At 70.2% G+C, this 21,731-nt stretch carries 26 protein-coding genes; 15 read left to right on the top strand and 11 right to left on the bottom strand.

Annotation, left to right across the window (positions count from 1 at the left end; all coding sequences use genetic code 11):
- Nucleotides 1–91: 91 nt before the first annotated feature.
- Complete coding sequence (eccE, locus tag CLV71_RS44870) at nt 92–1,369, bottom strand: type VII secretion protein EccE (protein WP_133909074.1); 1,278 nt, start codon at nt 1,367–1,369, stop codon at nt 92–94.
- A gap of 400 nt (nt 1,370–1,769) precedes the next feature.
- On the opposite strand from eccE, the gene eccB reads away from it, so the two are divergent.
- The 3 genes from eccB (at nt 1,770) to CLV71_RS44855 (ending at nt 4,874) form a co-directional block, all read left to right on the top strand.
- Complete coding sequence (eccB, locus tag CLV71_RS44865; protein WP_133909073.1) at nt 1,770–3,395, top strand: type VII secretion protein EccB; 1,626 nt, start codon at nt 1,770–1,772, stop codon at nt 3,393–3,395.
- A 115-nt stretch (nt 3,396–3,510) separates the two neighbouring features.
- Entirely contained in the window at nt 3,511–3,822 is a 312-nt protein-coding gene (locus CLV71_RS44860) for a hypothetical protein (RefSeq protein WP_133909072.1), read from the top strand.
- On the top strand, nt 3,819–4,874 hold the full coding sequence (locus tag CLV71_RS44855; RefSeq protein WP_133909071.1) for a WXG100 family type VII secretion target: 1,056 nt from the start codon (nt 3,819–3,821) through the stop codon (nt 4,872–4,874). Before CLV71_RS44860 ends, CLV71_RS44855 begins: the two co-directional genes overlap by 4 nt.
- Here CLV71_RS44855 and CLV71_RS50345 read toward each other — a convergent pair.
- Nucleotides 4,871–4,993 carry a hypothetical protein gene (locus CLV71_RS50345; RefSeq protein ID WP_279588808.1) on the bottom strand — a complete coding sequence of 41 codons (123 nt, stop codon included), beginning with the start codon at nt 4,991–4,993 and terminating at the stop codon, nt 4,871–4,873. The genes CLV71_RS44855 and CLV71_RS50345 overlap by 4 nt on opposite strands.
- A 72-nt stretch (nt 4,994–5,065) precedes the next feature.
- Nucleotides 5,066–6,145 carry a magnesium and cobalt transport protein CorA gene (locus CLV71_RS44850; protein ID WP_133909070.1) on the bottom strand — a complete coding sequence of 360 codons (1,080 nt, stop codon included), beginning with the start codon at nt 6,143–6,145 and terminating at the stop codon, nt 5,066–5,068.
- 283 nt (nt 6,146–6,428) lie between these two features.
- Between CLV71_RS44850 and CLV71_RS44845 the strand changes: the two genes are divergently transcribed.
- Nucleotides 6,429–6,935 (top strand): MaoC family dehydratase, encoded by a 507-nt coding sequence (locus tag CLV71_RS44845; RefSeq protein ID WP_133909069.1) that lies wholly within the window; start codon nt 6,429–6,431, stop codon nt 6,933–6,935.
- A gap of 4 nt (nt 6,936–6,939) precedes the next feature.
- Nucleotides 6,940–8,025, top strand: a complete 1,086-nt coding sequence (locus tag CLV71_RS44840) for a DUF2332 domain-containing protein (protein ID WP_133909068.1) — start codon at nt 6,940–6,942, stop codon at nt 8,023–8,025.
- On the opposite strand, the gene CLV71_RS44835 is transcribed toward CLV71_RS44840, so the two are convergent.
- Complete coding sequence (locus CLV71_RS44835; RefSeq protein ID WP_133909067.1) at nt 8,022–8,435, bottom strand: NUDIX hydrolase; 414 nt, start codon at nt 8,433–8,435, stop codon at nt 8,022–8,024. The two genes, CLV71_RS44840 and CLV71_RS44835, sit on opposite strands and share 4 nt — an antisense overlap.
- Before the next feature lie 146 nt (nt 8,436–8,581).
- Here CLV71_RS44835 and CLV71_RS48240 point away from each other — a divergent pair, with 146 nt between their 5' ends.
- From CLV71_RS48240 to CLV71_RS48235, 6 genes are all read left to right on the top strand, one after another.
- Complete coding sequence (locus tag CLV71_RS48240) at nt 8,582–8,746, top strand: hypothetical protein (RefSeq protein WP_166664515.1); 165 nt, start codon at nt 8,582–8,584, stop codon at nt 8,744–8,746.
- 18 nt (nt 8,747–8,764) lie between these two features.
- Entirely contained in the window at nt 8,765–9,325 is a 561-nt protein-coding gene (locus CLV71_RS44830) for a PH domain-containing protein (RefSeq protein ID WP_133909066.1), read from the top strand.
- A gap of 10 nt (nt 9,326–9,335) precedes the next feature.
- Nucleotides 9,336–10,205, top strand: a complete 870-nt coding sequence (locus tag CLV71_RS44825; protein ID WP_133909065.1) for a PHP domain-containing protein — start codon at nt 9,336–9,338, stop codon at nt 10,203–10,205.
- A gap of 168 nt (nt 10,206–10,373) precedes the next feature.
- A complete protein-coding gene (locus tag CLV71_RS44820; RefSeq protein ID WP_279588810.1) occupies nt 10,374–10,985 on the top strand; it encodes a MarC family protein in 612 nt (203 codons plus the stop codon).
- A gap of 69 nt (nt 10,986–11,054) precedes the next feature.
- Nucleotides 11,055–11,861 carry a RecB family exonuclease gene (locus CLV71_RS44815; protein ID WP_133909085.1) on the top strand — a complete coding sequence of 269 codons (807 nt, stop codon included), beginning with the start codon at nt 11,055–11,057 and terminating at the stop codon, nt 11,859–11,861.
- 44 nt (nt 11,862–11,905) lie between these two features.
- Nucleotides 11,906–12,241, top strand: coding sequence for a hypothetical protein (locus CLV71_RS48235; protein ID WP_166664514.1), 336 nt, complete (start codon nt 11,906–11,908; stop codon nt 12,239–12,241).
- Here the strand turns inward: CLV71_RS48235 and CLV71_RS44805 are convergent.
- Nucleotides 12,218–12,766, bottom strand: a complete 549-nt coding sequence (locus CLV71_RS44805; protein WP_133909063.1) for a TetR family transcriptional regulator — start codon at nt 12,764–12,766, stop codon at nt 12,218–12,220. The two genes, CLV71_RS48235 and CLV71_RS44805, sit on opposite strands and share 24 nt — an antisense overlap.
- Nucleotides 12,767–12,839: 73 nt before the next feature.
- Between CLV71_RS44805 and CLV71_RS44800 the strand changes: the two genes are divergently transcribed.
- Complete coding sequence (locus CLV71_RS44800) at nt 12,840–13,265, top strand: SRPBCC family protein (protein WP_166664513.1); 426 nt, start codon at nt 12,840–12,842, stop codon at nt 13,263–13,265.
- Here CLV71_RS44800 and CLV71_RS44795 read toward each other — a convergent pair.
- The 4 genes from CLV71_RS44795 to CLV71_RS44780 form a co-directional block, all read right to left on the bottom strand.
- Complete coding sequence (locus tag CLV71_RS44795; protein ID WP_133909061.1) at nt 13,234–13,800, bottom strand: dihydrofolate reductase family protein; 567 nt, start codon at nt 13,798–13,800, stop codon at nt 13,234–13,236. The two genes, CLV71_RS44800 and CLV71_RS44795, sit on opposite strands and share 32 nt — an antisense overlap.
- A gap of 94 nt (nt 13,801–13,894) precedes the next feature.
- The gene (locus tag CLV71_RS44790; protein WP_133909060.1) at nt 13,895–14,776 is read right to left on the bottom strand and encodes an alpha/beta fold hydrolase; all 882 of its coding nucleotides are present in this window, start codon (nt 14,774–14,776) and stop codon (nt 13,895–13,897) included.
- A gap of 101 nt (nt 14,777–14,877) precedes the next feature.
- Nucleotides 14,878–16,260: an Rv3212 family protein gene (locus CLV71_RS44785; RefSeq protein ID WP_133909059.1), complete on the bottom strand. Its 1,383-nt coding sequence runs from the start codon at nt 16,258–16,260 to the stop codon at nt 14,878–14,880.
- Between the two features lie 6 nt (nt 16,261–16,266).
- On the bottom strand, nt 16,267–17,889 hold the full coding sequence (locus tag CLV71_RS44780; RefSeq protein WP_133909058.1) for a DEAD/DEAH box helicase: 1,623 nt from the start codon (nt 17,887–17,889) through the stop codon (nt 16,267–16,269).
- Between the two features lie 191 nt (nt 17,890–18,080).
- Here CLV71_RS44780 and CLV71_RS44775 point away from each other — a divergent pair, with 191 nt between their 5' ends.
- A complete protein-coding gene (locus CLV71_RS44775; RefSeq protein ID WP_133909057.1) occupies nt 18,081–18,752 on the top strand; it encodes a ferritin-like fold-containing protein in 672 nt (223 codons plus the stop codon).
- A 39-nt stretch (nt 18,753–18,791) separates the two neighbouring features.
- Nucleotides 18,792–19,019, top strand: coding sequence for a DUF3107 domain-containing protein (locus CLV71_RS44770; protein ID WP_133909056.1), 228 nt, complete (start codon nt 18,792–18,794; stop codon nt 19,017–19,019).
- Nucleotides 19,020–19,269: 250 nt separating this feature from the next.
- Here the strand turns inward: CLV71_RS44770 and CLV71_RS44765 are convergent, their stop codons facing one another.
- Nucleotides 19,270–19,980 (bottom strand): TetR/AcrR family transcriptional regulator, encoded by a 711-nt coding sequence (locus CLV71_RS44765; protein ID WP_133909055.1) that lies wholly within the window; start codon nt 19,978–19,980, stop codon nt 19,270–19,272.
- A gap of 16 nt (nt 19,981–19,996) precedes the next feature.
- Complete coding sequence (locus tag CLV71_RS44760; RefSeq protein ID WP_133909054.1) at nt 19,997–20,641, bottom strand: TetR/AcrR family transcriptional regulator; 645 nt, start codon at nt 20,639–20,641, stop codon at nt 19,997–19,999.
- 142 nt (nt 20,642–20,783) lie between these two features.
- Between CLV71_RS44760 and CLV71_RS44755 the strand changes: the two genes are divergently transcribed.
- Nucleotides 20,784–21,722 (top strand): alpha/beta fold hydrolase, encoded by a 939-nt coding sequence (locus CLV71_RS44755; protein WP_243867425.1) that lies wholly within the window; start codon nt 20,784–20,786, stop codon nt 21,720–21,722.
- The last annotated feature ends 9 nt before the right edge of the window (nt 21,723–21,731 follow it).

The raw sequence follows: 21,731 nt of genomic DNA, 5'->3' as shown, positions 1-21,731 counted from the left end.
AAGGCGTCCGCTACGACGAGAACATTCACATTCGCAACCGCTCCAAGGCCCTTCAACCGCCCACAGCGGCCTGAGGTTGACAGAAGGTGTCTCATGCCCTACCCCCGAGCGGAAGGGTGGCGGCCAGGCCGGCCACCTGGAGGCCACGCAGTGGCGTGAGTGTGATGCCGAGCCGGTCTGAGATGGTGGACAGGCGCTCGTCCGCGTACTCCAGCTCGGCGGGCGTCCGCGCGCTGACCCGCACCAGACCGCGCATGCCGACCTGGTTGTCCTCGGCGCCGGGCGAGATCGACACGGCCACCGTCGACGACAGCGCCCGCACCCCCGTCAGCGCGTTGAGGCTCGTCGCGGGCTTGCCCCGGGACCAGCCGGTGATCGCGTAGCTCGCGTGTCCGATGCCCGCGACCGTCACGCCGGTCCACCGCTCGGTGAGCTTGGCCCTCGGCGTCGGCGGGGTCGGGGCCGCCATCCCGTTGTCGCCTGGCGCGGACGGCATCTGCAGCGCGCCGGTCAGCTCCGCAGAGGCGATGCCCGCCTTGAGCAGCTCGTCGGGGTCGAGTGGGCGGGTCGGCACGCCACGCGACTCGAGCGCGTTGCGGACCCGGGACAGCGCGCCGATCAGCGCTCGGTGCGCACCGAGCACCCCGCCGCCGCGCTCGCGGACCGCGGCGGGGCAGCGGCGCGGGTCGAGCCGGACGGCCACCCACGTCGTGCGCCGTGCGGCGGCCGGCAGCGGACCGAGCAGCTCCATGTACGAGGCGAGCGCGGGGGAGTTCGGCGGCAGCGCGGCGCTGCCGGGGTAGCAGTGCCAGATGACCTGGATGGCGTCGAGCACCACGCCGCGGTCCTCGAGACAGGGGGCGAGCGCGCCGAGCGGCAGGTTCGGCGAGCCGCCGAGCTGCGTCACGAGGCCGGGTGCCGGGTCGACGAGCAGTACCGCGGTCCACGTGCCGTCGTGCCAGGAAAGCCCGAGCGGGCGCCGTTCGTGGTCGGTGCCGTGTGCCACGACCAGGTCCGGCACCGCGAGCCGCAGCAACGCGACGCGCGGGTCGTCCGGCCCGGTCACCGGGGTGGCGTCGGAGTCGGCGATGCCCTCGATGCTGACCGGCTTGGTCGGCTTCGACAGCCTCGCGTGCGACCGGAACGCGTACCGCATGGTCAGGCCGATCCACTGCGTGAACCAGCGGCCCTTCCACCGGATCAGCGCGACCAGCAGCCCGACGACCGTGATGCCGATCGCGACGTAGACGAGGTCGATGTCGATCGCGAGCATGACCAGCCCGATCGCGAACGCGACCTCGAGCACGACCAGGTTCGACACGGGCAGCGCGCCGAGGCTCGAGCCCCGCGTCCGCCGCCGCGCCGACATCGGTGGCCTCGGCTGTGCGGGCGGCCTCGCCTGACCACCGCCGGGCCCGTTGGGGCCGCCGCCACCGGGACCGCCCGGCCCGCCGGGACCTCCAGGGCCACCGGGACCGCCGTTGGGCGGCATGGGAACCGGGCCGCTCGGCGGGCCGGGGACGCCCCGTCCGCCGTTGCCACCCTGGGGTCCCCCCGGCCCCTGTGGTCTCGGCGGCTGGCCCGGCGGAGGTGTGTGTCCGCTGCCGTGCCGTGGAGGAGTGTTCACCGACATCCGCTCGATCTTTCCCCTCGTCCCGTGTGCTCCCACCGGCCCTGATTCTGCCGTTCGTTACGAACCACCGTGCAACCGACGCCGGGAGGGCTATCCTGCGGAACCGTACCGCGAGTGGGGAGCTGCAGAGGCGGAAATGCCAAGTACACCGACCACCAAGTCACAGGTCCAGGCGTATCGCTTCGTGCTGCGCAGGATGCAGTCGGCGCTGGTCCGCAAGGACGCGGTGATGCTGCACGACCCGATGCGCACCCATAGCAGGGCGACGATCGTCGGGATCTGCATCGCGGCCATCGGTCTGCTCGGCTTCCTCATCTTCGGGATCCTCTCGCCGCAGCCGAAGGCGCCGACCACGGACGGCATCGTCATCGGCAAGCCGTCCGGTCAGGTGTACGTGCTCATCGCCAAGCCCGACCGCAAGCTGGTGCCGGTGTTCAACCTCGCGTCCGCGCGGCTGCTGCTCATGGCCCAGCAGCAGGACAAGCAGCAGGGCGCCGGTGGGGCGGGCGGCAAGCCGCCTGCCGCGGCGGCCACGCAGTCCGCGCCCGCGCCGACCGTCGTCGACGACAACCAGCTCCGTGACATCCCGAAGGGCAGGAAGGTCGGCATCGCGGACGGGCCGGACCTGCTGCCCAGCGCGGACCAGCGCATCGAGTCGCTGTGGACGGTCTGCGACCAGTACATCCTCAACAAGGGCCTCAACGACCCGGCGAGTGAGAACAAGGTCGAGACGACCGTGGTCGCCGGCGTCAAGGACCTCGGCAAGCAGCTGGAGCAGAACCAGTCGCTGCTGGTGAAGGCACCCAACGGCGACACCTACCTCGTCTACCGCACGCCGGGCACGGCGAACCTGCCGAACACGAGCGCGGTCCGCGCGAAGGTCGACCTCGACGCACCGGAGGTCCGGCTGGGGCTGCGCCTCGACGACGTCCAGCCACGCGTGATCACGACCGGGATGCTCAACGCCATCCCGGAGAAGGCCCAGATCAAGATCCCCGGGATCGACGGGCGCGGCACCGACTCCGACGTCGACCTCGGCAACCCGGACGTGACCAAGACCGGCTCGGTGTTCAAGGTCGAACTCGCGGGCGAGGGCACCAGGTACTACGTGCTCCTCAAGGGGGGCGTCCAGCCGGTCAAGGAGTCGACGGCGGACATCATCCGGTTCTACGACGACCCCGGCGGCGCGGAGATCGAGGCGGTCAACCCGGACCGCATCACGAATGTCCAGCAGCTCAAGGAGATCGACGACTCGACCTACCCGGAGCGGCCGACCGAGGTGCTGGAGGCGAAGAACTTCCCGGTCGCCTGCCTCGGCTGGAGCACCACCGGCTCCGGCGACAACATGGACGAGCGCACGGCCGTGTACGTCGGCAAGACCCTGCCGGGCATCAAGCTGAACCAGGACGGCACCCCGCAGTCGGTGGAGATCTCGACCCCGAGCCCGAACGGCGTGCGCATCGACCACTTCTACATGCCGCCGGGCCGCGGCGCGGTCGTCCGCCAGACCACCTCCAAGGAGGACTTCCGCACGGGCAACATCGTGCTGATCTCCGACCGGGGCGTGAAGTACGGCGTGCCCGACAACGCGACCGCGGCGGGACTCGGGCTCACCGACCAGATCCCGGCGCCGGAGAACATCATCAGACTGCTGCCGAGCGGTGCTTCCCTGTCGGTCAACGACGTCAGACAGAGCTACGACTCCACCCCGTTCGGCCCAGGCGAGTACCCGACCACGACGCAGAACTCCGGCGGCGGCTGACGGTTGTGTTCGCAAAGCTTCGCTGACCCGGTCGCGAAAGCGGCGACGGGAACCGGTCGTCTCACCTATCGTCGGAATCGATGTTTCGCGACCCCGACCGACGAAGGGTGACTCCGTGACCGGGATCAAGTTGGACCCCACCTGGCTTGGTGGCTACGCGAAACTGAGCGCGGACAGCGCCGCCGCCCTGGCCGAGGGTGTGCGGACCATGAACGTGGACCCGCTGACCGAGGAGTCGTTCGGCAGCCTCGGCGACCAGCTCGGCACCCCGGACGCGTACGGCAAGGCCGCGCGGCTGCTGCGAGGGCAGCTGGCCCGCGCGGTCGAGGCGCTGACCGCGACGGCCGACGGCCTGACGAAGGTGACCGAGGTCTACGTGGACGCCGACGAGACGAGCGTGCGGACCATCAACCGGGAGCAGCGGTGACCGCGGCCGCCGTCGCCCCGGACGGCAAGGACATCGAGAGCCGGATCGCGAGCCAGCTCGACTACCTGTCGCGGCTCGCGCGCCATCTCGGCATCGCCGACCCGGTCGAGGAGTACTTCGCCCCCGTGGTCGGCCGCTGGAGCGACATGCACGCCGAGGCCGACCGCTGGCGCCTGGTCGGCGGGGGCGTCGAGCAGGTCACCGACGCGTTGAACAAGCCGCTCGGCAAGCTCGACGCCGCGTGGGACGGCGAGGCGGCCGAGTCGTTCATCGCCTACATGCAGCGCGTCGGCCTGGCGGGCAACGACCTGGCCGACGCGATGACCGCGATGGCCGACGTGCTGGACAAGACCGCGGACAGCATCCGCGAGATCGTCATGGAGCTGGCCACGGTCATGTCGGAGACCGCGGCGACCGTCTCCGGCGCCATGACGCTGCCGGTCCAGGGCGACGCGCGGGCCCGCGAGTACCTGGACCTCATGCAACGCCCGACCAAGGAGCTGTTCGAGGCGGTGCGCCAGATCCTCGAGGGGTTCGTGCAGCTGTGCGAGGGCGCCGAGGGCGAGGACACCTTCGGCAGGGTGACCATGGCCCACACCTACCCGTCGGAGAACTGGTCCGTGCCGGTGCCGCCGTCGGTCCCCGCCCCGGACACGGGCACGCCGCCGCCGGACGTGTCGACGGAGTCGGCCGACGCGGGCGCGGGACTCGGTGCGGGTGGCGGCTTCGGCACCGGTGCCGGCGGTGGTGGCGCTGGGCTCGGTGCGGCTGCCGCCTCGGCGAGCCCGCTGACGTCCGGCAACTACACCGTGGCAGGCGAGCAGGCCCCGACCTCGAGCGCCCCGGCCCCCGCCGCGGCAGCCGCGGCGTCAGGTCCGGGGACGTCACGGTCCGGTGGGATGCCCATGATGCCGATGGGCGCCATGGGTGCCGGTCAGGGCCAGGGCGGCGACCACGACCACAAGTCGCGCAGCCGCGTGGTGGGCAACCCGCAGGACATCTTCGGCAAGCCGGAGAAGGCCAGCACCCCGGTGATCGGCGGCGACGACTAGCGGGCCGCCGAGTCGGGGGCGATGTCGGACCCCATGGCGATGAGCACCGTGATCACGGCGAGCCACATCACGACGAACGTCATCATCCAGAAACGCGGGTTGGCGAACAGCTTGGGCATGGGAAACCTCCCTCGACAGGAACGAACGGTTGACCACCTGCGGGACGCTGGCCTGCGGTACGCGCCGGCCAGCTACAGCCATCGGTTGCGGCGGAAGATCCGGTAGAGGACCAGGCACGCGGCGACGATGACGCACATGACGAGCGGATAGCCGAACCGCCAGTGCAGCTCGGGCATGTAGTCGAAGTTCATGCCGTAGATCCCGACACCCATGGTCGGCACCGCGATGATCGCGGCCCACGAGGTGATCTTGCGCATGTCGGTGTTCTGCTGCAGGGAGATCTTCGCGAGCGTGGCGTCGACCAGGGTGGTCAGCAGCTCGTCGAAGTTCGCGACGCGCTCGGACACCGTCGTCAGGTGGTCGTCGACGTCGCGGAAGTAGGACCGGACCTGCTCCGGCACCAGCGGCGTGTAGCCCTCGGCGAGGCGTCGCAGCGGCACGGCGAGTGGCATCACGGCCCTGCGCAGCTCGAGGATCTCCCGCTTCATCAGGTACATCTGCTCGGCGCCGATGGGGGAGCGGGGTGCGAAGACCGACGCCTCGATGACGTCGATGTCGTTCTCGAAGGCCGCGCTGACCGCCAGGTACGAGTCGACGACCCGGTCGGCGATGCCGTGCAGCACCGCGGCGGGGCCGATGCCGAGCCGCTCCGGTGCCGCCTCCAATTCCTCGCGCAGCTCCTGCAGCCCGGAATGCCTGCCGTGCCGCACCGTCACGATGAACTGCTTGCCGAGGAACGCCATGATCTCGCCGGTCTCGACGATCTCGTTGGCCGTCGTCGGCGACTCGTGCTCGATGTACCTGACGGTCTTGAGCACCATGAACAGCGTCTCGTCGTACCGGTCGAGCTTGGGGCGCTGGTGGGCGGTCACCGCGTCCTCGACGGCCAGCTCGTGCAGCCCGAACACCTCGGCGATGCCCTGCAGCTGCTCCTCGCCGGGCTCGTACAGCCCGATCCACACGAAGCCCTCGCGCCTGCGCCTGCACTCGCTGATGGCGTCGACCGGCGACCACTGGCCGGGCAGCCGCTCGCCGTCGACGTACACGGCGCAGTCGACCACGTGCGTGAGGTCCTCGGCGTGCACCTGGTGGTTCTGGTTCCGCCGGTTGGAACGGCCTCTCAAGTTGCCGAGCGAGGGGATCGCGGGCATGGTGACCTCCAACTAGGTTCCGTCGGGACAACGACGCGCCACTGTCGGGCGGCGCTGGAGCGTCCGTCGTGGAACCAAGCGGGGACCTGCTGCTTTAGCGGGTGACCCCTCCGACGAGGACGCGGGTGCTACTGCGACCGGTGCCGCCGGCATGGTTATGCGGGTCGCTCATCGCGTCCTCACCTCCTCGGGTCAAAGGGTGCGGGTTCACTCACACACCAGTTGTCGAGGATACGCCACCTGACCAAACTGGCCCCGTCCGGACGTGACAAGGAGGTCCCACGTGCAGTTCGGCCGGTACTACGAGGAGTTCGAGGTCGGCGCGGTCTACAGGCACTGGCCGGGCAAAACGGTCACCGAGTACGACGACCACCTGTTCTGCCTCCTCACGATGAACCACCACCCGCTGCACCTGGACGCCAACTACGCCGAGAACACGACGGACTTCGGCAAGAACGTGGTCGTGGGCAACTACATCTACTCGCTGCTGCTCGGCATGTCCGTCCCGGACGTCTCCGGCAAGGCGATAGCGAACCTCGAGGTCGAGTCGCTGCGGCACGTGAAGCCGACCTTCCACGGCGACACGATCTACGGCGAGACCGAGGTGCTCGAGAAGACCCCGTCGAAGTCGAAGGACGACCGGGGCGTGGTGTACGTCGAGACCCGCGGCTACAAGCAGGACGGGACCGTCGTGTGCGTCTTTCGGCGCAAGGTGATGGTCCCGAAGCGGGTATACGGCGACGCGCGGGGAGGCGAGCAGCCCGGCAGGCCGGAGCCTGCGGCAGACTAGACACATGAGCGCCGCGCTGGACGATGTTCGTGAACGGCTGCGGCGTTTCGCCGAGGACGTCGAGCAGACTTCCCCCCTCTACAGCTACCTCGCGGGCAACGCGGCGACCGACGAGGACGTGGCCCGGCTGCTCGCCGTGGCCAAGGACCCCGACCCGGAGCTGTTGCTCGCCTCGGTCCAGCGGGTGCTGCAGGCCGAGCCGTTCCACGAGCTGACCAACTACTACCCGACGCTCGGCGGCTCCTACGGCCCCGACGCGGGCCTGTGGCCCATGTTCCGCACGTTCGCACTCGACCGGGCCGACCGCGTCCGCGCGCACGTCGCGACCCGGCGCGTGCCGCACGGCAACGAGGTCGGCCGCGCCGCGCTCTTCTACCCGGCGGTCGCGTTCGCGACGCGGCTGGCCGGTGGCGGCCCGGTGGGGCTGCTGGAGGTCGGGTCGTGCGCGGCGCTGCTGCTCGGCATCGACCTGTACTCCTACCGGTACCAGTCCGAACAGGCAGGCCAGGTCGCGGCCGGGCCCGGCCGGGCGGCACTCGGCCTGCACTGCGCGCTCAAGCTCGCGCCGGGGCAGAAGGGACCCACGATCCCCAAGCGCGTCCAAGTCGCCGCGCGGGTCGGACTCGACCACGATCCGGTGGACTTGGCCGACGAGGACGAGTACGCGTGGCTCGAGGCGTGCGTGTGGCCGGACCAACCGGATCGCCTGCGTCAGCTGGGTGCGGCCGCCACCGTACGGGCCAAGAAGCCGGTGGTCCTCGTCAAGGGGGACCCGGTCTCGGACCTCGCCTCAGCGGCGGAACGAATCCCCTCAGAACTACCCGTAGTAGTGCTTACAAGCGATGCACTGCGTCGACGCTCGGCCGAACGGGTGACGGCGTTCCGCGGTGCACTTGCCGAGTTGGCCGCGTCCCGACCGACCTACTGGATCGGTTTGGAGGCCTACGGCGCTGGCCTGCTGGCCGACCACCCCGACCTGGACGCGGGTCAGGCCGTCCTGTCGAGCACACGCTGGGTGAACGGCGTCGAACAGACCACCCTGCTAGCCCAGACCTCGTGGCACGGCGAGCGCATGCACTGGCTCGCCTAGGCGCGGGGCAGCACCCGCCACTCGGCAAGCGTCTCCGCGAGTTGTGCCACCAGCATGTTGCCCTCGTCGAGCCGCGTGAACTCCGCGCTGGTCACCCAGGCTGCCTCGGACGCGTCGTCGCCTGCCAGAAGATCGCCGCCGACCGCGTCCGCGGCGTAGTCGAAGATCAGGTAGGGGCCGCGCCGCACGCTGCCGACCAAGGCGCCGACGCGCACGTCGAGGCCGGTTTCCTCCCGGAGCTCGCGTGCGACGGCGGCGGTGTCGCTCTCACCCGGTTCCACGCGGCCACCGGGCAGTGACCACTGCCCCCGGCCCGGCTCGGTGGCCCTGCGGATCAACAGGAGGCGGCCTGCGGCGTCGTGCACCACCGCGCCGACACATCTGACCACCGGATTGTCAGCGTGCGTCACGAACACGAAGCGTAGCTGATTTCGCCGGGTGTGCCGACCCCTTGCCCCAAGAGCATTAACGGCCTCCCGTTCGGCGGGACGGTGCGGTACAACAACTTTTGAGGACCAAGCTCATCAACTCACGCACGAACACGGGGTAACACGCGGTGAAAGTCAAGAAGGTTCTGATTCTGTCTGGCGCGGCGTTGTTGGTGTTCTTTCTCGTCAGCCAACCCGAGGGCGCCGCTTCCATCGTCAACAGCATCCTGCAGACGCTGCAGGAGGCCGCCGAAGCGTTGATAACGTTTGTGCGCTCGGTGTTCAACGGCTGATCCCGGTACCGTCGAACCATGTTCGCGCCACGGGATTCAGACGAGTACCTGCTTGACACCGAACGCCGGGTCATCCGGGTACGTCTGCACTGGGCCTGTCTCGCCTGGGACATCTTCGAGACGATCGCGTTGCTCGCGGTCGCCGTGATGGTGTCGTACCTGCTACCGCCGTCGATGTGGCTCGTACAGAACATCCTGTGGTACGCGGCGTTGTTCGTGTTGCTTCGTTTCGCCTACGTGGTGATCTCCTGGTGGGTCGAGCGCATCGTCGTGACCGACAAGCGCATGATGATGACAACGGGGATCATCACGACGAAGGTCCTGATGATGCCGATCGGCAAGGTCACCGACCTCACCTACGAGCGGCCCCTCGCGGGCCGCATCATCGGCTACGGCACGATGATCGTGGAGTCGGCCGGTCAGATCCAGGCTCTGAACCGCCTGGAGTACCTGCCGAAGGCAGAGCAGGTCTACGACGCGATCTCCGAGCTCGTCTTCGGCGACAAGGAGGCGCAGGCCAAGCGCTTCTCGATGATCCAGGCGCAGCGCAAGGCACGCCGCAAGCCGCTGGTGGGCTGACTCGCGTTCAATGGGGCACGTGAGGATTGACCTACACACGCACTCAACGGCCTCGGACGGCACCGACACCCCCGCCGAACTGGTAGCGAACGCCGCGGCGGCCGGACTGTCCGTACTGGCCATCACCGACCACGACACCACTGCGGGCTGGGCATCGGCCGTCGCGGCGCTGCCGCCCGGCCTACGCCTGGTCCGTGGCACCGAGCTGTCGTGCCTGAGCCCGGACGGCAGAGGCGGCTACTGCACGGTCCACATGCTGGCCTACCTGTTCGACCCGGACGCCCCCGCGGTCGTCGACGAGTACGCGCGGGCACGGGCCGAACGGCGCACCCGCCTTGCCGCGATAGCGGACCGGATGGCCGCCGACGGGTTCCCCGTCAGCGGTGCGCAACTGCTGGCCGCCATTCCCGAGGGGGCGACGGCCGGCCGCCCCCACCTGGCCATGGCGCTCGTCAGGGCGGGTGTCGTCTCGTCGGTGGACGAGGCGTTCTCCCGCTTCCTGAACGACCGTGGCCGCTACTACCTCCCCAGCTCCCGGACGCCCGTCGAGTCGTCGATCGAGATGATCCGGGCGGCCGGTGGGGTGACGGTCCTGGCCCACGCCTTCGCCACCCACCGGGGCCCGACGGTCACAGCGGAGGTGATCAAGGAGCTGGCCGGCCTCGGCCTCGCCGGTGTCGAGGTCGACCACCCCGACCACGACGCGGAGGCCCGCGACAGCCTGCGCCGCCTCGCCGACGACCTGGACCTGATCACGACGGGCTCGAGCGACTACCACGGCACGAACAAGGTGATCGCCCTCGGCCAGGAGACGACGAGCCCGGAGATGCTGGCCGAGATCATCCGCAGGGCGACCGGGGTGGCGGTGGTGGAGGGCTGAGCCCGGCTGTCCGGGGAACCCGGTTGCCCTTGTCCGCACGCCCGTTCGCGCGCACCGGCGGGCCGCGCCTTCGTGACCGTGGGCGTACCGAAGGACGCCTTCGTGACGCTGGACGCACCGAAGGACGCCTTAATAACCGCCCCCCGTGGGTCGTGGCAGGCTGGCGCGGTGCTGTTCGACGTGCGGCTTCTCGCCGAGGCGACGATCACCCTCGTCGTGATCATGGACCCACCCGGGACGGTTCCCGTCTTCCTGAGCCTGGTGGGCAGGCGGCCGAGACCGGCCAGGGTGCGGGCCGCGCGCCAGGCCGTCCTGGTCTCCCTCGGGGTGATCAGCCTCTTCGCCGTCGGCGGCGAGGCGATCCTGTCCTACCTCGGCATCGGCATCCCGGCGGTCCAGGGCGCGGGCGGGCTGTTGCTCCTGCTCATCGCGCTGGACCTGTTGACCGGCCGGGACACCACGCAGCCCAGGGAGGTCGAGGACGTCAACGTCGCACTGGTCCCGCTCGGCACCCCGCTGCTCGCGGGACCAGGTGCGATCGCCGCGACCATCGTCTACGTCCGCCACGCGGACGGCGCGGCCGGCTACCTCGCGCTGGCACTGGCGATCATCGCGGTTCACCTGATCCTCTGGCTGTGCCTGCGGTTCTCCGGTCTCCTGATCCGCGTCATCAAGGACAGCGGCATCACGCTCCTGGCCAAGATCGCGGGCCTGCTGCTGGCCGCGATCGCGGTCCAACTCGTCGCGGACTCGGTGCACGGCTTCGTGAACGGCACCTGACGCGTGAGCCGAACCGGGACTGTCGGTGCCCTCCTCTACCGTGGTCCCGTGCAACTCGGGTTCGACGCCATGCCGCGCAAACTCATCAAGGTCACCCCGTCCCGCCTCGCGACGTGGGTCGACTGCCCACGCCGATTTCGCATGACCTACCTCGACCGGCCGACGCCGCCGAGGGGCGGTGCCTGGGCGCACAGCACCCTGGGTGCCGTGGTGCACAACGCTTTACGCGCGTTCTTCGACCTGCCGCCCAAACGCCGCACCCCGGAGTCCGCCGCGGCGCTCGTGAGCCAGCACTGGACCGACGACGGCTTCGCTGGTTCGGACCAGGCGGCCAGGTACCGCACCCGCGCGCAGGGCTGGGTCTCGGACTACGTCGCGGAGATCGACCCGGCGCTCGAACCGGTCGGGCTGGAGCGCTGGGTCTCCGCCCCCGTCGGCAAGATCGTGGCCGAGGGCCGCGTCGACCGCATCGACGAGCGCGACGGCGAGGTGGTCGTGGTCGACTACAAGACCGGCCGGTCGGCGCTCACCACCGACGACGCACGCGGGTCGCAAGCGCTTGCGCTGTACGTGCTCGCGGCTCGGCGTACGCTTCGCAGGCCCTGTACGCGGGTCGAGCTGCACCACCTGCCGAGTGGCACCGTCGCGGCATGGGACCACACCGAGGAGTCCCTTGCCAGGCACCGCTCGCGCGCCGAGGAGGCCGCGGAGGAGTTCCAACTCTCCACGGACACACTCAACGCGGGTGGCGACCCGGACGTCCTCTTTCCGGCACAGGTCGGTCGCCAGTGCTCGTGGTGCGACTTCCGGCGCAGCTGTCCGGAAGGCCAGGACGCGGGCCCCGCGGCGGAACCCTGGGCGATGCTCGTCCCCTGAGCGGCTACGGGGACGGGTGCCGACAACGTAGAGCGGGAGGCTTCGTGGACTACTCGAACACGACCACGGTGGAGCTGTCGACGCCGCCCCGTCCCGCGTCACCACGCCACCGCGGCGGCCTGTGGCGGGAGCTGTCCGGCGCACTGGCCGTCGGCATGTCCGTGCTCGCCGTGGTCGTCATCGTGTTCCAGGTGCTCGCCTGGACCCGTGACGTGCCGGGTCCGGGCGCGTGGACGGTCATCGGCCACGTCGTCGCGGCGGCGCTCGCGGTCTTCGTGCAGCGCTTCGCGGACCGCCTCGCAGGCTGGGCCGCGGCGGCGGCCGTGGTGGGCGTGGTCGTCGTCTCGGGCCTCGCCCTATGGGTGTTCTGGTGGGCCTGACGGCCACACCAGGTCGACGAACGCCCGCACGGCGGCGTCCACACCGTCCCGGTCACCCGTCGCCAGCAGGTCCAGCAGCGCCCCGCGGCTGAACGCGAGCGCCATCCTGGCCTGCGCCAGCGGCAGGCCCGCGAACATGGACTCGTCGGTCAGCCACGACGTGACGATCCCGTCCAGCACCGGCGCCACCGACTCCTGACCCGCCAGCGCCGCCCCGTACAGCTCGAAGAACAACCGCTCGTACGGGGCGAGCGCCGGCTCGGACAGCAGCCGCCAGAACTCCAGTGCCAACTCCCGGTTCGACCGACCCACGCCGCCGTCCCGAAGCGACGCCAGCACCGCCCGCTGCCGTTCCTCCACCGCACGCACGACCTCGACGAGCAGCGCGTCCCGCGTGCCGAAGTGGTAGATCAGCATCCGGTGGCTGGTACCCGCCCCCGCCGCGATCTGCCGCAGGCTGCGATCACCGACCCCGGCATCCGCGAGGTAGGCGATGACACGGGCGAGAAGATCGCTCCTGGACATGTACCAAATGGTACAGTGGATCCATGAGCGGAGCTTGCGGAGCGAATCATCGATACTCAGGCGAGGGGGCGGCATGAAGCACGAGGTGAGCACCACCGTCGACGCGCAGGCGGACGTTGTCTGGGACGCGGTCCGGGATGTCGAGAAGTGGTCGGAGTGGACGCCGACCGTCGACGAGATCCGCGTCCACGGCGGTGGCCCGATCAAGGTGGGCGCCGTGGCCACGGTCCGTCAGCCCAAGCAGCCCGCCCGCGAGTGGACCGTGACGGAACTTGTCGACGGCCGCTCCTTCACGTGGACCAGCAAGGGTCCCGGCCTGCGCTTCTCCGCCAACCACACGGTGACCACGACGGAGGGCACAACGCACGTGGAGCTGACGTTCAGCGTCGCGGGCCCACTGGCCCCGCTCGCGTCCGTGCTGGCGGGCAAGGCCATCCGGTGGGCGGTCGACACGGAGGCGGCGTCGCTCAAGAAGTGGTGCGAACGTACGTCGCGATGATCACGCCGGTGCCGGTGGGGACCGACGAGGCCAGCCGCAGCTCCCCGGCCGGCAGCTCGAGCCGCCGTCCCTTGCCGAGCACCAGCGGGTGGATCGACAGCACCACCCTGTCGACCAGTGCGCCGAGCGACCGCACCAGCTCACCGCTGCCCAGCACCACGAGGTCACCGTCCAGCGACGCCTTCAGCTCCGCGATGCCGTCGAGGTTCGGCATGATCGTCGAGTTCTGCCACGGCGCCGACGTCATCGTCGTGGACACCACGTACTTCTGCGCCTTGTTCAACGCGTCGGTGAACGGGTTGCCGTCGGTCTGCTTGGGCCAGTACCCGTAGAAGTGCTCGTAGGTGCGCCTGCCCAGCAGCAGCGCCGCCGACGTGCTCATGCCCTTGCGTGCCTCGGCCATCGCGACTTCGTCGGAGTACGGGGTCGCCCAGCCTCCCGCGTCGAAGCCACCGCGCGTGTCCTCCTGAGCCCCACCGGGCGCCTGCATCACACCGTCGAGTGTCACGTTCTCGGTGACGACGAGTTCCGCCATCGTGTCCTCCTGTGGTCGGCCGTCGGCAGGTCGCCGACGGGCTCGACCCCTACACGAACAGCGGACCCCGGGATCGACACGTGCCCGGCACGACTTATGCGGCGAGCCAGGAACGCCAGGTCGGCAGCAGTGCGTCCAGCAGCTGTTCCGGGTTCTCCGTGTTCGGCGAGTGCCGTGCCGCCGGGATCACGGCGAAGTCCGCGTCGAGGCGGTCCGCCATGTCACGCTGGGTCGACACCGGCCACGCGTCGTCGAACTCGCCACAGCACACCAGGCACGGGATGCCGGAGGTGTGCAGCACGCGGGCCAGCGAGCTGACCAGGTCCGGCTCGGTGCGCAGCGCACGGGCCTTGCCGAGCAGCGCGGCGGGCCGCGACCGCAGGAACCGCTCCCGCAGGAACGCCCGCAGCGCGGGTGGCTGACCCGGCCCGGGAGCCATGGCGTCGAGCTGCTCACGCAGCTTCTGCGCGGCCTCGATGCCCTGCTTGCGCATGGTCGGCTCGCCGATGTCCAGCACCTGGCGGCGCAGGCCCTCCGGCAGCTCCGAGGGACCGCTGTCCATCAGCGTCAGGCCGGCGATCGATGCACCTGCCAGCACGGCGGCGCGGGCGACCAGGCCGCCGTAGGAGTGGCCGAGCAGCACCACCGGACCGCCGTTGGCGGCGAGCTTGCCGACCAGGTCGGCGATCACCCCACCCAACGCGGCAGGCAGGTACGCGGCCTCGTCGTCCGGCCCGCCGGACTCGTACTGGCCGGGCATGTCGATGGCGATGGCGTCGAAACCACCGGCGGCGATGGGGTCCATGAGAGGCGCGAAGTCCTCTTTCGACCCGGTGTAGCCGGGGACCAGCAGGGCGGTCGGGCGGGGTTCCGTCGTGTTGACGGCGCGCCTGCGCAACGCGGCGACCGGACCGTACCGGCCGGTCAGGTCCACCCGGTCCGCCCCGTTCGGGGTCAACTGCGACGGAGTACTCACGAATCCGAGTGTGCCTCAAAGTGCCTCGAAAATGCTTCGAGTCGACGGCTACTTGTGGCTGATGGCACCAAAGTCGTGAGATGTTCCTCGCCAGGCCGTGATCAGCGCAGTGCGACCAGTGTGTTTCCGCGCTGCTCCAGCACCACGGGACCGAGCTTCGACATGGTCACGAGCCCCCGGTAGCCGTCGCGGTCGACCGGTGTCGACGCGACCTGCTCACCCGTCGCCGGGTCCAGTACCGCGATGGCGCCGGTGACGGGCACGAGGATCTTGCCGGCGAACGCCGTGCCGGGGCCGAGCGCCCGGTCGACCGTCCACAACGGACGCATGTCCTCCAGCGACAACGCGATGGTCTTCGAGCCGGTGAACCAGTAGACCGCTCCGGTGACCCTGCTGACCGCGACGGTGTGGTCGGCGGGTTCGGTACGCAGGTCACCGGCGCCGATGGACAGCGGGTAGGTCTTGACGAGCTTGCCCTTCTCGTCCATGACGACCAGCCGGTTCGGGTCCGGGAGCGCGATCGCGGTGCACTGCTGCACGTCGTCGGGCTTCTCGGGGTCGAGCCTGCACTGCTCGCTCATCGCCACGACCTGCGCGCCCTTGCTGACCGCGACGCTCGCCACGACCACGGGCTCCTCCGCGTCGTTGTCCTCGCCGGTCGCCTTGTAGACGGTGAGCCGGTCGCCCGAGTCGAGGGGGCAGTGCTCGATCACGGCGATCTTGCCGGTGACCACGGAGATCGTGCCGTACGTGCAGCCGGTCCTCGGCTGCTTGTCCGGGTTCACGATCGCCGGGATCTTGCCGTACTCCATCGTCTGCACCAGGTCGGACCGCCACGTGGTGAGCAGGCGGGTGCCGGTGGTGGTGAGGTAGCTGCCGTCGAACAGCAGCCGCGTGCCCAGTTCGGCGTCGGAGTCGCGCTGGCCCTGGTCGGGCTTGTCCTGCTCCTCGCCGTCGGCCGGTGGGCGGCCGCGCCGGCCGGTGTCCGGCCAGAGCGCGGTGACCTCACTGCAGCCACCCGCCTTGCGCGGGTCGTCGGGCCGGAGCAGGTTGTCCTTCTTCGCGTACACGGCGACGGCCATCTGCCACGCCCCGGCGACCGTGCACAGCGGCAGGTCACGGGTGTAGCGCCACCTGACCTTGCCGGAGAGCGGGTCGCGCCCGGCGACCTCGCCGCCGTTGCCGGTGACCACGACGGGTCCGGCCGCGACGGGCTCGGGGGTGGCGGGCGAGGTGGCGCGCCAGACCTCACCGAGCGAGGGCGGGAACACCGTCGGTCGCGGCGGCGTCGTGGCCGTGCCGCCGTAGGTCTGCGACGTGGTCGCCTCGATGTCGCTGGACTGCCACAGCAGCAGCCCGCCGACCAGCGCCGCGACCGCGATCACCGCGGCGACGAGGACGTCCCGTTTGCGGTGGAACTTCGTTCGCTCCCAGCGCTCGACGGGCTCATCGGTCCCGTCGAGCACATCCTCGTCGCCAATCATGGTGACCTAGTCTGCCGAACCGCCTGTTTCGCTCGCGTTCGGTGTCTCCGCCACGGGCACGCCACCCCGGCTACGGCGTCGGGCCCGGCTGCGGGCGGGCCGCTCCGACTTGGGTGACGAGGGCGCCTCCTGCGTCTCCGCGGGTGCCTCGCCCTCGCCGCCGCCACTGCGCCTGCGGACCCGCTTGCGCTGCCGGGGCTCGGTGCCGGACTCCGCCGTGTCGGTCTTGCGGGTCGTCTCGGTGGCGCCGGTACCGGTGCGGCGTGAACGGCGCCGGTTGCGGCCGCCCTTCTTCTTGCCGCCCAGGTCCTCCTCGGGCTCGGCCGACAGGCCCGCGCGGGTCCGCTTGGACAGCGGCAGCCTCCCGGTCGCCGTCTCCGGCACACCGAGGTCGCTGAACAGGTGCGGCGACGTCGAGTAGGTCTCCACCGGCTCCGGCATGCCGAGGCCGAGCGTGTCGCTGATCAGCTTCCAGCGCGGCTCTTCGTCCCAGTCGACGAGCGTGACCGCGACGCCCTCGCGCCCGGCGCGGCCCGTGCGGCCGATCCGGTGCACGTACGTGCCGTCGTCCTCGGGGCACTGGAAGTTGATGACGTGCGTCACGTCGTCGATGTCGATGCCCCTGGCGGCCACGTCCGTGGAGATCAGGACGTCGACCTTGCCGGTCCGGAACGCCCGCAGGGACTGCTCGCGCGCGCCCTGGCCGAGGTCACCGTGCACGGCGGCCACGGCGAAGCCGCGCTCCTCCAGGTCGTCGGCGACCTTCTGCGCGGTCCGCTTGGTGCGGCTGAAGATCATCGTGAGGCCGCGGTCGGTCGCCTGCAGCGCCCGCGCCACGATCTCGATCTTGTCGAGCGAGTGCGCCCGGTAGACGAACTGGCGGGTGCGCTCGTGGATGGCGCCCGCGTCGTTCTCCTCGGCCCGGATGTGGGTCGGCTGGTGGAGGAACGTGCGGGCCAGCGTGATGATCGGGCCGGGCATGGTGGCCGAGAACAGCATGGTCTGCCGCTCGTCGGGCACCATCACGAGAATGCGCTCGACATCGGGCAGGAAGCCCAGGTCCAGCATGCGGTCGGCCTCGTCGAGCACCAGCGCGCGGACCTTGCCGAGCACCAGGTGGCGCTGTTCGGCGAGGTCCAGCAGGCGGCCCGGGGTCCCGACGACGATGTCCACGCCCTTGCGCAGCGCCGCGATCTGCTGCTCGTAGGGTCGGCCGCCGTACACGGACGTCACGCGGGCGCCGAGGTGCTTGCCCGCGTCGGTCAGGTCGTGGGTGACCTGGAGGCACAGCTCGCGGGTCGGCACGACGACGAGCACCTGTGGGGTGCCGTCGCCGGGGATCTCGAGGCGGTTCAGTAGGGGCACGCCGAAGCCCAGCGTCTTGCCGGTGCCGGTGCGTGCCTGGCCGATGATGTCCTCGCCGGCGAGCGCCAGCGGCAGCGTGAGCTCCTGGATCGCGAACGTCCGCTCGATGCCGGCCTCGGAGAGGGCCTTGACGATCTCCGCCTGGACGCCGAAGTCGGCGAACGTGGGGGCGTCGTTCGTGACGGGCGCGTCCGCCATCAGCGGATGCGACGTGTCTGTGTCGGGGACGCCCGCTTCGCTGTGTTCCAGCTCAACGACGTCCATGTCCTTGTTCTCTGCAGTGATGTGAATCTCTCCCTTGTCCAGCGCGCTCCGCCCTGGACGGGCCGCTCGACCGCACCGTCAAGCGAGATGCGGGAGGGCCGGCGAGGCGCGCACACCCTCTGTACGCGGCTGAGAGACAGCCTGCGCTGGTATCAGTCTACCTGCGATGTTCGCCGGATACGCTCAACCCCATGAGCGAGTCTGGCGAGGCGGCCGCGAAAGTGGACATTGATCCCGGTGTGGTTGACCTGCTCGGAGTTCTGGCCTATGGCGAGCTGTCGGCGTTCGACCGGCTCGCCGAGGACGCACGTACGGCGCCGTCCATCGACGGCAGGGCCGCCCTGTCGGCCATGGCGGCGGCCGAGATGGGACATTACGGGCACATCGAGCGGTTCCTCGCCGGGCACGACATCGACGTGCAGGACGCCATGCGCCCGTTCATCGGGCACTTCGACACCTGGCACGCCTCCACCGCGCCGCGGTCCTGGCTCGAGTCCCTCGTCAAGGCGTACGTCGGTGACGGCCTGGCCGCTGACCTGTACCGCGAGATCGCGTCGTGGCTGGACCCCGAGACGTCCGCGCTGGTCACCGAGGTCCTGGCCGACACGGGCCACTCGGCGTTCGCCGAGCGGATGGTCCGCGCCGCCATCGACAGCGACCGCACCGTCCGCGACCGCCTGGCGTTGTGGGGACGGCGGTTGCTCGGCGAGGCCCTGACGCAGGCCCAGTACGTGGTGGCGGAGCGGGACGGCCTCGCGGCGCTGATCGTCGCGGGCACCGGCGACCTGGCGGGAATCGCCGCGTTGTTCCGCCGGTTGCAGCAGGGGCACGGCAAGCGGATGACCGCGCTGGGTCTCGGCTAGCCTTGGCCCGGAGTCGTTTCGTACTTTTTGGAGGTCAGCGTGGAGGTCAAGGTCGGAGTCGCGGACACCGCGCGGGAGCTGCTGATCATCAGCTCGCAGACTCCGGAAGAGGTCGAGGCGTTGGTGGCCGACGCGCTGAAGGGCTCCTCGGGCATGTTGACGCTCGTCGACGACAAGGGACGCCGCTACGTGGTGCCCGCCGCCCGTGTCGCGTACGTGGAGATCGGATCGGCCGACTCACGCCGTGTGGGTTTCGCCACCGCCTGACAAGTCTTTCGACAAAGGGCAGGACCGCCAAGGCGGCCCTGCCCTTTGCTTTTGCTTTGGCCCTGGCACGGCGTTGGCCCCGGCGGGTCGCCCCAAACCAACGCTCTTGATCAACGCCAACGCGGATGGTCACCTCGGGCAGCCCCCACCCGATCCCGGGGGCACCCCGCCACGCCAGTCTACCGGCAGGGGGTGACAGTCCTGGAGATGTCGATCTTGCCTGTGGACAACCGACCCGGCTGTGGACAACTCAGCCCGCGGAGGGCTGTGGAAGTTTGACGACCCGGTTGAGTTCCAGCGGCTTGTTCGGGTCGAGCGTGGTGCCGTGCGCGCGGGTGAACCCGTCGATGGCCGACCAGATGATCTGCGTGAGGTACTCGACGACCGACTCCCGGCTCATGGTCCGCCGGTCCAGCCACCACTCGCTGACGTTCTGGACCATCCCGACGATGCCGTGCGCCCACGGCTCGGCCGCGCCGGAGTCGATGTCCATCGCACGCAGGTAGTCGCCGAGCAGCGTGGACAGGGCCTGCGCGATCAGCTCCTTGTCCTCGGCCACGATGTCCTGCTCGACCGGCCGGTTCGCCAGGTTGCGCCGCAGCAGCATCCGGTACAGGTGCGGGTGCTCCTCGACCGTGGAGAAGAACGCGTCGAGGCTCTTGCGGATGCGCGGGACCGGCGCCTCCTCGTTGTTCATCGCCGGGATCAGGCGGTCGAAGAGGATCTCCGTGCCCCGGTGGCCCAGCGCGACGAACAGGTCGGCCTTGTCGGCGAAGTGCCGGTAGAGGACGGGCTTGGTGACGCCGGCCTCCGCCGCGATGTGGTCCATGCCGACCTCGGGACCGTGGTCGGCCAACGCACGCATCGCGGCCTCGACGAACTCGGCCCGCCGAGCCGCCCGGTGGGATCGCCAGCGGTCCCTTCTCGCGTCCCCGGTCGCGCTGCCGGTTGCTTCTGGCATCTTGCGGACGCTACTCCTAGGAATGCTGCTGGAGTGGGTAGCCGCCGCCGATGCCTTTCCAGGCGAGCGTGCTAATCAGCCCGACTGCCTCGTCTTTCGTCATCGTCCGGTTGTTCGCAAGCCAGCTGCGGGCTGCCACCTGACTGATGCCGACGAGCCCGACGGCGAGCAACCGGGCCGGCTCCTCCTCGAGCCCCGCGTCGGCCGTGATGGTCCGGGTGATGGCACGCACGCACGCGTCGGTGCCGCGGTCGATGGCCGCCTGGACGATCGGCTCACCACGCAGGTCGGACTCGAAGACCAGCCGGTAGGCCTGGCTTTCGCCGTCGACGAAGTCGAAGTACGCGCCGACGGCGTTGCGGACCCGCGCCTTGTTGTCGGTGGTCGACTCCATGGCGTCGGTGACGCGCATGATGAGCTCGTCGACGTGGATCTCCAGCAGTGCCAGGTACAGCTCCAGCTTGCCGGGAAAGTGCTGGTAGAGCACCGGTTTCGACACGCCGGCCCGTTCGGCGATCTCGTCCATGGCCGCCGCGTGGTAGCCGTTGGCCGCGAACACGTCCTGGGCGGCGGCCAGCAGCTGGGCCCTGCGAGCGGTCCTCGGCAGCCGAGCTGCCCGGTTCCCCTGCCCTGCCAGCCCGTGCTGGATCGTTTCCGACATACGCCCCTCCAGATCCCTCGCGATCGGGGTGACCGATCCGTGACCTGACCTTACTCGCCGGTAGGGCGCGACCGGGAGAGTCATGGAATATGGAGGGATGAGCACGAGCGCCGAACCCCGCCCTCCGGTCACGTTCGTTCCCATGTCCGACGCCGTCCTCCCGGCCGTCGACATGTCCATCCCGCCCTGGCCGGGCGAGGAGCGGACCTCGGGCGGCGTGACCATGCACGTCCGTGTGACCCCAGGTCCAGGCGACGCCCCGACCGCGGTGTACGTCCACGGTCTTGGCGGCTCGTCGACGAACTGGACCGACCTGGCCGCGCAGCTGTCCGGCTTCGTCCCGGGTCTCTCGGTGGACCTCCCCGGCTTCGGCCGGTCGGTCCCGCCGGACGGCTTCGACTACTCGATCCCGGCACACGCGGACGCGGTCGCCAGGTTCATCGAAGGCATGGACGTCGGCCCGGTACACCTGTTCGGCAACTCGATGGGCGGCGCGATCTCGATGTACGTGGCCGCCGACCACCCCGACCTGGTGCGGACGCTGACGCTGGTGTCGCCCGCGGTGCCGGACCTGCGTCCGCTGACGTCCCGGATGTCCGACTCCAGGCTCGCCATCGCGTACATGCCGCTGATCGGTGCCGCCGTGCGCCGCCGCATCGCCGCCGAGCCGCTGGACACGCGTGTGTTCCGCCTGATGAGGCTGTGTTTCGCGGAGTTCGACAAGGTGCCAGCGTCGCGTCGTGCCGAGGCGGCGGCGGAGCTGGCGGAGCGCGAGCGCATGGTGTGGACGAACCCGGCGCTGGCGCGCAGCACGATCGGCCTGTTCCGGTCGTGGCTCGCGCCGCGTTCACGCTCGATGTGGACGCTGGCGCCGCGGATCAAGGCGCCGACGCTGGTGGTGTGGGGCGCGTCGGACAAACTGGTCACGGTGCGCAAGGCGCCGAGGACCGCGCAGCTGATCCCGAGGGCCCGACTGCTGGTACTGCCACGTACCGGCCACGTGGCGCAGATGGAGCGCCCAGGCACCGTCGCACGCGCGGTCCTGGGGATGTGGGAGCAGTCCGAGGCTGGCAACTGGTGAGTGGAGCGG

This window comes from Actinophytocola oryzae (assembly GCF_004364325.1).
Classification (GTDB): domain Bacteria; phylum Actinomycetota; class Actinomycetes; order Mycobacteriales; family Pseudonocardiaceae; genus Actinophytocola; species Actinophytocola oryzae.
This window is presented reverse-complemented; position numbering and strand designations above follow the sequence as displayed.

Excerpts from the sequence above, each read along its gene's own strand:
- CLV71_RS44775 (WP_133909057.1), top strand. The coding sequence starts at position 18,081 with ATGAGCGAGTCTGGCGAGGCGGCCGCGAAAGTGGACATTGATCCCGGT.
- eccE (WP_133909074.1), bottom strand. The coding sequence starts at position 1,369 with ATGTCGGCGCGGCGGCGGACGCGGGGCTCGAGCCTCGGCGCGCTGCCC.
- CLV71_RS44805 (WP_133909063.1), bottom strand. The coding sequence starts at position 12,766 with ATGTCCAGGAGCGATCTTCTCGCCCGTGTCATCGCCTACCTCGCGGAT.
- CLV71_RS44760 (WP_133909054.1), bottom strand. The coding sequence starts at position 20,641 with ATGTCGGAAACGATCCAGCACGGGCTGGCAGGGCAGGGGAACCGGGCA.
- CLV71_RS44850 (WP_133909070.1), bottom strand. The coding sequence starts at position 6,145 with ATGCCCGCGATCCCCTCGCTCGGCAACTTGAGAGGCCGTTCCAACCGG.
- CLV71_RS44785 (WP_133909059.1), bottom strand. The coding sequence starts at position 16,260 with ATGATTGGCGACGAGGATGTGCTCGACGGGACCGATGAGCCCGTCGAG.
- eccB (WP_133909073.1), top strand. The coding sequence starts at position 1,770 with ATGCCAAGTACACCGACCACCAAGTCACAGGTCCAGGCGTATCGCTTC.
- CLV71_RS44795 (WP_133909061.1), bottom strand. The coding sequence starts at position 13,800 with ATGGCGGAACTCGTCGTCACCGAGAACGTGACACTCGACGGTGTGATG.
- CLV71_RS44830 (WP_133909066.1), top strand. The coding sequence starts at position 8,765 with ATGTTCGCGCCACGGGATTCAGACGAGTACCTGCTTGACACCGAACGC.
- CLV71_RS44825 (WP_133909065.1), top strand. The coding sequence starts at position 9,336 with ATGGGGCACGTGAGGATTGACCTACACACGCACTCAACGGCCTCGGAC.
- CLV71_RS44815 (WP_133909085.1), top strand. The coding sequence starts at position 11,055 with ATGCCGCGCAAACTCATCAAGGTCACCCCGTCCCGCCTCGCGACGTGG.
- CLV71_RS44840 (WP_133909068.1), top strand. The coding sequence starts at position 6,940 with ATGAGCGCCGCGCTGGACGATGTTCGTGAACGGCTGCGGCGTTTCGCC.
- CLV71_RS44755 (WP_243867425.1), top strand. The coding sequence starts at position 20,784 with ATGTCCGACGCCGTCCTCCCGGCCGTCGACATGTCCATCCCGCCCTGG.
- CLV71_RS44765 (WP_133909055.1), bottom strand. The coding sequence starts at position 19,980 with ATGCCAGAAGCAACCGGCAGCGCGACCGGGGACGCGAGAAGGGACCGC.
- CLV71_RS50345 (WP_279588808.1), bottom strand. The coding sequence starts at position 4,993 with ATGCCCAAGCTGTTCGCCAACCCGCGTTTCTGGATGATGACGTTCGTC.
- CLV71_RS44780 (WP_133909058.1), bottom strand. The coding sequence starts at position 17,889 with ATGGACGTCGTTGAGCTGGAACACAGCGAAGCGGGCGTCCCCGACACA.
- CLV71_RS44800 (WP_166664513.1), top strand. The coding sequence starts at position 12,840 with ATGAAGCACGAGGTGAGCACCACCGTCGACGCGCAGGCGGACGTTGTC.